Origin of the sequence: Paenibacillus zanthoxyli JH29, from assembly GCF_000520715.1 — a bacterium.
Classification (GTDB): domain Bacteria; phylum Bacillota; class Bacilli; order Paenibacillales; family Paenibacillaceae; genus Paenibacillus_AQ; species Paenibacillus_AQ zanthoxyli.
The window spans coordinates 1-8574 of record NZ_ASSD01000303.1 but is presented as its reverse complement, the minus strand read 5'-3'; the positions used below and the strand labels follow the sequence as shown (position 1 = coordinate 8574).

The following is an 8574-nucleotide window of genomic DNA, read 5'->3' as shown; positions in this document are numbered from 1 at the left end:
CGCCAAGTGGCTGGAGGACGGCTGCCACGAACGGCATACAGGCGCCCTCCGTCTCATGCTGCGCCAGCGCCGTGATCTGATGCTGGAGCTGCTGGAGCGTCATTTTGCCGGACTGGCGGAGTGGAGCACGCCTTCCGGCGGCTTCTATGTATGGCTGCGTCTGAGCAAGTCCCTCCCGCTGCCGAAGCTGTTCCGCGCGGCGCTTGCGGAAGGGCTGCTGCTGAATACCGGCGATCTGTACGACTGTTCGGACGCAAGGCATCTGCGCCTTTCTTACGCCTATGCCCCCCCGTCCGGGCTGGAACAAGGGATTGCCAAGCTGGCGGAGCTTGTCCGCCGGATGGGCCGGCTGTCCTGAGACCGGGAGATCAGCCGGAACCTGCCCAGGCCCGGACTTCTGCGGCTATATCATTCACCGCAGCAGCATTTTGTACCGGTGTTACTCCCGCTTCCGTTCTTCCTTCATTGACAGCGGCAGCGTCACGATAATCTCTGTCCCCTCGCCAAGGCGGCTCTCCGCTCGGACTGCCCCAAGGTGAAGATCGACGATCTTCTTCACCAGCGACAGCCCGAGTCCGCTGCCTCCGGCACCCGCGCCTCTCGCCTTGTCCGCCTTGTAGAACCGCTCGAAGATGCGGGGCAGATCCTCCCTGGAGATGCCCGCTCCGGTATCAGAGACAACAACCTCCGCTTCCGTTCCAATCAAGCGCGCCGTTATCATGAGCTTCCCGCCCGGCGGAGTAAACTTGATGCTGTTATGCAGGAGGTTGTTCCAGACCTGGCTGAGCAGGTCTGCGGCCCCTGTCACTGTTATTTCAGCAAGCTCCGCCTCCACTTCGATTCCTTTGCCCATCCACTGCGGCTCGCAGGCCAGCAGGATGTTCCGGAGCTGCTTATCAAGACGGTAGGGCTTCGCTTCTAACGGAAAGCTGCCGGACTCCAGCACCGACAGCTTGAGCAGACTATCGCTAAGGCCCGACAGCCGGGCGCTCTCGGTCTCGATAATATCCAAGTAGTGCTCCCGGGTCTCCCGGCTGAGATCTTCGCGGCGCAGCGCGCGGGCGAAGCCGCGAATGGAAGTGAGCGGCGACTGAATCTCATGCGACACATTCGAGATGAAGTCCTGCCGCATCGTCTCCATCCGGCTCAGCTCGCTGGCCATTTCATTGATTCCTTCCACGAGTTCACCCATTCGGCCGTAACGTTCGACATCTTCCACCTGGGCCGTAAAATCCCCTTTGGAAATCCGCCGGACGGCATTCAGAATCGGAGTATAAAATTTGTTCTGCTTCCCGTACGTAATCAGGGAGATCAGTCCGCCAATGCTGAACAGAATAAGAAATCCGAGCAGCATGCCCAGCAGCTGCGACACATAGGCGGATGACGGACTACCAAACTTTTCGAACAGCACTCTCAAGATAAAGTAGGAAGCCGTCCACGAGATGATGAGGGCCGAAAAGCCAGCCAGCATTCCGAGCAGTCCCCGGACAGCTCTCCCAAGCCGCTTCTTCCCGCACCCTCCGGCCTGCTGCCGGGACCGCTCCCGGCGCGTACGGCGATTCCGCACCGCCCGCTCGGGAACCGCCGCCCGCTCTGACGCTCGCTGCCGCCCCTTCATTCCGCACTCTCCAGCCGGTAGCCGAGACCGCGCACGGTGCGGATGGTGAATCCGTACCGCTCGCTCGGGAAGCGTTCGCGCAGCCGATTGATATGCACATCCAGCGTGCGTTCATTCCCCTCAAAGTCATAGCCCCAGATCTCCTCGATCAGCCGCTCGCGCGGCAGCGTCTGTCCGGGGTAACTCGCCAGCCTGAACAGCAGCTCGTACTCTTTCAGCGGCAGCGCCAGATCGCCGTCATCGGATTGAATCTCGTAGGTTCTGCGGTTCATCTTCAGCCTACCGACGGTTACACTCTGAGCGGCGGAAATTTGATACCTTTTCAGCAGCGCCTTGACGCGGGCGATCAGCACGGGCGGCTCAAACGGTTTGACGAGATAATCGTCGGTCCCAAGCTCGAAGCCCTTCACAATCTGCGACGTTTCGCCTTTGGCCGTGAGCATGAGCAGCGGAAAATCGTAATCCTTCCGCAGTTCGCGGCAGAGCTGCCAGCCGTCAAGGTGCGGCATCATGATATCAAGAATCACCATGTCAGCGGTATGCTCCGCGAGAAAATCCAGCGCTGCTTTCCCATCGGAAGCCTCGTACACTTCCATGCCTTCAGCTTTCAAAAATATGGCTACCAACTCGCGGATGTGCGGGTCGTCGTCCACCACCAGTATTTTGGCCATGTCCGGCACTCTCCTCCCCTTCGCCGTGTTCCTGTGATTCCGTACTGACCGTCTGAAGCTGCTGCTGCGCAAATTCGCGATAGAGGCTGTGCTCCCGCAGCAGTTCTTCGTGTCTTCCCCTGCCGGTAATCTCGCCCTTTTCCATAAAAAGAATCTGGTCGGCATTCACCACCGTGGACAGCCGATGCGCGATGACGATAGTCGTCCGCCCTTTCATCAGATTGGACAGCGCCTTCTGCACGACCGCTTCGGATTTGCTGTCCAGACTTGAGGTGGCTTCGTCCAGCATCAGGATTTTCGGATCTCTTAGCAGCGCCCGGGCAATCGCAATCCGCTGCCGCTGTCCGCCTGACAGCTTCACGCCTCGCTCGCCGACTTCAGTGTCGTAACCATCCGGCAGCTCGTCGATGAAGGTGTCGGCATACGCCATCGCCGCCGCCTGCCGCATTTCCGCCAAATCAACCTCCCGGTCCAGCCCGTAGCGGAGATTGTCCGCAATCGTTCCGGCCAGCAGCGGGCTTTCCTGGGAGACGTAGCCGATTCCTCCACGCCAGGAGGACAGCGAGAAATTGGAAATCGGCTTGCCGCCGAGCCGGATTACGCCTTCCTGCGGCTCATAGAAGCGTTCAAGCAGGGAGAACAGCGTCGTCTTGCCGCCGCCGCTTGGGCCGACAATCGCCGTCACCTCTCCCGGTGTTATGGAGCAGCTTACCTTGTTCAGTACGGGCTCTCCCGCCTTGTATCCGAAGGAGACATTTTCAAGCGTAATCGGCAGCCGCGACCCTCCGGCCATCTCTTCCCCCTCGTAATTCTCTTCTTCATGCATCAGCATCTCCATCAGCCGCTCCGAAGCGCCCATGGACTTCTGAATTTGGGTGAAGAAGGTGGTCAGTTGGGTCAGCGGCATAATGATCTGGATCAGATAGAGGATAAAAGCGACCAGTTCTCCCGCCGTCAGCGCGCCGCTGGACACCTGCAGCCCGCCGTAGCCGATAATGACCACCAGCAGCATCATGAATATGAGCGAGACAAGCGGAGTGATCCATGCGCTGGCCTTGCCTTCGCGTATGCCGTAAGAGAGCAGGTTCATAATAACTTTCTTGCCGGATTCGTATTCCCGGCGTTCCGCTCCGGACGCTTTGACGAGCCGGATTTCCGACAGCACGCCGCTGAGCACCGCCGTAAAGGAAGCCGTCTCATCCTGCATGCCTTTGGAAATCTTGTACATCATCCGGCCAAGCGGCACAAGGACAAGCGCCGAAAGGGGCAGCACGGTGAACAGAACCAGCGTCATTTTCCAATTCAGATAAAAGAGCACCGAGATCGAACCGACAATGGAAATGATGCCGGTGAACAGGCTCGAGACATTCTCCGCGACCAGCGTCTTGATAATCCCCGTATCGCTTGTCATCCGGCTGACACTTTCACCTGTCCGGATGTCGTTATAATAGGAGATGGGCAGAAGAAGAAGCTTCCGCCACAGACGTTCCCTTAAGCCGGCAACCATTTTCTGGCCCGCATAGTTCAGCAGGTAGACCGATATGCCCGCGGCGGCGGTCTGGGCGATGAAAGCGCCAGCGATTCCGGCGATCTGCAGCCGGCTTATGGAAGACAGTGAAAAACCGTCCACCAGCCCTTTGGTAAACATCGGGATGACCAGCGACACCAGCGTGGAAATTACGCTGAGCGTAATAGCCAGGGCAAGCAGACTAAACGGCGGCTTCGTTTCCTTAAGCAATTTCAGAAATGAACGGAGATTATTTCCGCCCGTTGACTTCGTTGAGGTTGTCATTGATAATCCTTCCCTTCTTGGCGAATAATCACAAAATACTCCCTCTTTGTAAACAGAAGTTAAACTCGCCACTCTGCGGTCTCACGATAATCCTCCGGAGTATTGATATTAAGCAGCGGGGATGGCCCACCATCCAAGGCGCCCGCAAAGCCTGCCTCCGGAACATACAGAACCTCCAGGCTTCCCAGCCATTCCATGACCTTTAACCTTCCATGCAGCAGGGCATTTTCCAAGCCGGGAAGAGTATCCTTGTGGTACAGCCCCAGCAGCGGCTGCGCTTTGCCTGATTGTGATACCGGAACCACAACAAGCGGCCCGGAGCCTTGCTCCGCTGAATCAGCGTCCATACGCTCTTCGTCCCGCTTCAAAGCGTCCACAATGTACCGCATAAACGCCGCAGAGGCGAACGGCAAATCGCAGGGGGCGGTCAAATACCATTCCGCGTCCGACGCGGTCATTCCCGCATGAAGCCCCGCCAGCGGACCGCAGCCCGGGAAGCGGTCTACGGCCTGCGGAAGCCCCAGGAAGCGGTAACCCTCCCGCTCCTCCGGCCCGCAGGCGATCGTGACCGGCTCCGCGACTTCACCGAGCGCAGCGGCAACCCGGGCAATAGCGGGAATGCCTCCGAATTCCAAAAGAGACTTATCGGCGCCCATCCGTCTGGAGCGCCCTCCGGCGATCAGAATACCGGCAATATGCATAACGTCACCGCCTTTTTTTGGACAAAAGTATCTTACTAAATGGAAGCATAATCCTTAAAATCCTATAGATTTAGCAAAATGAGAAAATGCTGGTTTGTACAACCTTTTCAACAAATGTTACGATGATAACAGCGGCTATGACCGGCTCTTATTTATCATACACGGCATTTACGGGAGGAGAGCACCCAAGTTGCGGAAGAATACTGGAAATCCATCAACCTTCACATCCTTGAAATGGTTCAACTTTTTCGTATACGGAACAATGGTTCTATTCACCAGTTTCTTTCAGCTTTATCTGCAGGACGTAGGGATGAACAAGTTGGAAATCGGTGTCTTAATGTCGATCGGACCGCTCGTGTCGGTCTTCGCCAACCCGTTCTGGGGAATATGGACCGGCCGATATCAGAATAACAGAGCCGTCGTATTGCTGATGCTGGCAGGGACGCTTTTGTTCTCCCAGATTATTTTTCAGGCAAATACATATGAAACGGTCTATACTGCGATAATTCTGTTCTATTTCTGCCAGACCCCGCTGTTCGCGCAGAGCAATACGCTCGTCTTAAGCTATATTGAGGGAACGCCTCTACGCTTTGGCTCCTTTCGTCTCTTCGGATCGCTTGGCTGGGCGCTGACGGCTATAGCCGCGGGCCCGGTTATTCAGTATAGCGGCGTCTCGGTGCTGCCCTACCTGTTCGCGGTCCTGCTGGGCTTATCCATCGTATCGCTCGCCGCCATGCCTAAGCTGCGCAGCTCAATCGGACCAGCGCCTTTGCCGCTTAGAGGGTTCGGCCTGCTGTTCAGGAATCCTTATTTCCTGTTCTTTATCTTTTTCGGCATGCTGGTAGCCATTCCGAACACTATAAATAATACGTTCATGTCGCTGTATATCAATGATATGGGCGGCTCCAAGACGATAATCGGCCTGGCCGTGTTCCTGTCCTCCATCCTTGAAGCGGGGGTGTTCTTGCTGTGCAAACGCTATTTGCGGCGTAAAATCTCCGTTCTCGTCGGCTGGCTGGCGCTGGTCAGCGTTCTGTTCGTGCTGCGGTGGTGGCTGATGTCTCAGGCAACGCTTCCGCTTGAGGTGGCCTTTATTCAAATTTTACATTCCGTAACGTTCGGCGGCTTCTTCTACGTAGGGACAGAGTTGACGATGCTGCTCATTCCTGCACCGTACCGCTCCTGCGGGCAGTCTCTCTATACCTTGTCCTGGGGCGGAATTTCGGGCATGATCGGCGGTATTCTTGGCGGATGGCTGTTTCAGTATCTCGGTGCTCAGAGCATGTACGAATTCTGTGTCTTCCTGTCGCTCATCGGCGCGCTGGGGTACGGAGGAATGTGGCTTTTTGTCAACAGAGGCGGTTATCGGCCTACCGCGGCGATCCATGATGAACTTGAAGAGGGCAGCGTTTAGCTTGCATTTATTAAAAATTTCCCGTCATTTTTTTATCCAGCTGCTCCAAGACGAAAGGCCATGCCTGCTCGTGCGCGTTTCTGGAATCCTCATTATAAAATCCCGTATGTGTAAGACTTAGCAGCGTCCCGCTGTTCCGGGGAACCAGCTCGACCGTCACAATAGTCTCGGCTCCCCCGGTTCCCCCTTCTCCCGTAACCCATGTCAGTTCAACAAGACGGTTTTGTTCGAGCCTAAGAAACCGGCCGTAGTGGGGATGCCTCCGCTCCACGCCGTCCGTCCCGCCGGGGGAAGTGGTCTCAAAAAAGAAGACGGTATTGACTTGACCCTGCATGATCACCGAACCAGGGGCTGCAAACCAACGGTCGAACTGCCTGGTCCACGCTTGAAAAAGAACTTCAGGCGCTGCATCCATCTGCCGCTCCACTTTCAAAGAAAAAGCCATCGAATCCTCATTCCTCTCAAGTTATTGAACGATTTAACCCTTTGGATTGCAAAAAAACGGCTGACACGCTTTCGGGCGGCAGCCGTTTCTCTTATGATCTGAACTTTAGCCCTGCTTCGGCGGCTGATACGAGCTCTTGAGCGAAACGATCAGGTTGAAGACAGGCTTGCCAGGCTCGGAGTACCGGCTGTCCACGTTAAAGTAACCATGCCGGAAAAATTGGAACTTGTCCTGCGGTTTACTGTCCTTGAGCTCAGGCTCTACAAAGCCGTGCAGGATTTCAAGCGATTTCGGGTTCAATTGGTCAAGGAAGGCCCCTGCCGCTTTATCAGCGGCTTCATGTTCTTCGGCTTCCCCTTCACTTTCCGTTTCCTCCGCCTGAATCAGCGGTTCATACAGGCGGAATTCCGCCCCGGCGGCGTGGCCCGCCTCCACCCAGTGGAGCGTTCCTTTCACCTTACGGCCGGTAAAGCCGCTGCCGCTCTTCGTTTCCGGATCATAGGTGCAGTGCAGCTCGGTCACTTCGCCGTTCTCATCCTTGATTACTTCGTTGCACTTGATGAAATAGGCATGCTTCAGGCGCACCTCATTGCCCGGGAACAATCGGAAATATTTGCTCGGCGGATTTTCCATAAAATCATCACGTTCAATGTAAATCTCGCCGGAGAACGGAATTTGCCGGCTGCCCATTTCCTCGTTCTCACTATTATTCTCCGCTTCAAGCCATTCGACCTGTCCTTCCGGATAGTTGGTAATGACGACCTTAAGCGGACGAAGCACCGCCATCGTGCGTGGCGCCTTCAGCTTCAGATCCTCGCGGATAAAATGCTCCAGCATTTGCAGATCGACCAATCCTTGGCTTTTGGAGATGCCGGTCTCGTATACAAAGGCGCGGATCGCTTCCGGCGTGTACCCGCGGCGGCGGAGACCAGAAATCGTCGGCATCCGCGGGTCGTCCCAGCCGTCGACATGCCCTTCATCCACCAGCAGCTTTAGCTTCCGCTTGCTCGTTACGGTCTGCGCCAGATTCAGGCGGCCGAATTCATATTGATGCGGCGAGGCAGGCATTTCGCATTCAGCGATAACCCAGTCATAGAACGGGCGCTGATCCTCGAACTCCAGGGAACAGAGGGAATGCGTCACGTACTCGATGGCATCCTCAATCGGATGCGCGTACGCGTACATCGGGTAAATGCACCATTTGTCGCCCGTATTGTGGTGATGGGCATGGGCAATGCGGTAAATGACCGGGTCGCGCAGATTGATGTTGGGCGAAGCCATATCGATCTTGGCGCGCAGCACCTTTTCGCCATCCTTGAACTCGCCAGCACGCATACGGCGGAATAGATCGAGATTCTCTTCAACGCTGCGGTCGCGGTACGGGCTGTTCTTCCCCGGTTCGGTCAGCGTGCCGCGAAGCTCGCGGATTTGGTCCGCACTGAGATCGTCGACGTAAGCCTTGCCCTTGTTAATTAATAGCTCCGCCCGCTCGTACATCTCTCCGAAATAGTCGGAGGCGAAGCGCAGATTCTCCCAATCATAACCAAGCCATTTCACATCTTCCTCGATCGATTTGACATACTCCGTATCTTCCTTCAGCGGATTCGTGTCGTCAAACCGCAGGTTCGTCTTGCCGCCGAACTCGTCGGCCAGCGTGAAATTGATCCAAATCGCCTTGGCATGTCCGATGTGGAGATAGCCGTTCGGTTCCGGAGGGAACCGGGTGACGACTTCATTCACTTTGCCGGAGCGGAGATCTTCGGTAATGACATTTTTAATGAAATTGGAGGGGGTGCTTCGGTTCTCCACAGCAATCAACCTTTCATTCTATAATTCTTGTCCTTGTTCTTGTATGAACATGTTTCCTCTTAATATACCCGTTACGCCGGGATTGGTAAACTCTCCCCCACTTAGCTTACGCATGAAGGGGGGC

7 protein-coding genes and 1 pseudogene are annotated in these 8574 nt (G+C 55.9%); 2 read left to right on the top strand and 6 right to left on the bottom strand.

Annotation, left to right across the window (positions count from 1 at the left end):
• Window positions 1–358, top strand: a pseudogene (locus L691_RS32715) (PLP-dependent aminotransferase family protein); the annotation flags it as partial.
• A gap of 81 nt (window positions 359–439) precedes the next feature.
• Here L691_RS32715 and L691_RS0110985 read toward each other — a convergent pair.
• Genes L691_RS0110985 through mobA form a run of 4 tightly spaced genes read right to left on the bottom strand, consistent with a single transcriptional unit; the run spans window position 440 to window position 4782 of the window.
• Complete coding sequence (locus tag L691_RS0110985) at window positions 440–1618, bottom strand: sensor histidine kinase (protein ID WP_025690557.1); 1179 nt, start codon at window positions 1616–1618, stop codon at window positions 440–442.
• Window positions 1615–2289 (bottom strand): response regulator transcription factor, encoded by a 675-nt coding sequence (locus tag L691_RS0110980; RefSeq protein WP_025690556.1) that lies wholly within the window; start codon window positions 2287–2289, stop codon window positions 1615–1617. Before L691_RS0110980 ends, L691_RS0110985 begins: the two co-directional genes overlap by 4 nt.
• Window positions 2219–4081, bottom strand: coding sequence for an ABC transporter ATP-binding protein (locus L691_RS0110975; protein WP_025690554.1), 1863 nt, complete (start codon window positions 4079–4081; stop codon window positions 2219–2221). Before L691_RS0110975 ends, L691_RS0110980 begins: the two co-directional genes overlap by 71 nt.
• Before the next feature lie 59 nt (window positions 4082–4140).
• Complete coding sequence (gene mobA, locus L691_RS0110970; protein ID WP_025690553.1) at window positions 4141–4782, bottom strand: molybdenum cofactor guanylyltransferase; 642 nt, start codon at window positions 4780–4782, stop codon at window positions 4141–4143.
• Between the two features lie 190 nt (window positions 4783–4972).
• Between mobA and L691_RS0110965 the strand changes: the two genes are divergently transcribed.
• On the top strand, window positions 4973–6196 hold the full coding sequence (locus L691_RS0110965) for an MFS transporter (RefSeq protein WP_025690552.1): 1224 nt from the start codon (window positions 4973–4975) through the stop codon (window positions 6194–6196).
• Between the two features lie 10 nt (window positions 6197–6206).
• Here L691_RS0110965 and L691_RS0110960 read toward each other — a convergent pair whose 3' ends face one another.
• Together L691_RS0110960 and L691_RS0110955 are read right to left on the bottom strand one after the other, a co-directional pair.
• Entirely contained in the window at window positions 6207–6641 is a 435-nt protein-coding gene (locus tag L691_RS0110960) for an SRPBCC family protein (protein WP_051459349.1), read from the bottom strand.
• A gap of 105 nt (window positions 6642–6746) precedes the next feature.
• Window positions 6747–8450 carry a glutamine--tRNA ligase/YqeY domain fusion protein gene (locus tag L691_RS0110955; RefSeq protein WP_025690548.1) on the bottom strand — a complete coding sequence of 568 codons (1704 nt, stop codon included), beginning with the start codon at window positions 8448–8450 and terminating at the stop codon, window positions 6747–6749.
• Window positions 8451–8574 lie beyond the last annotated feature (124 nt).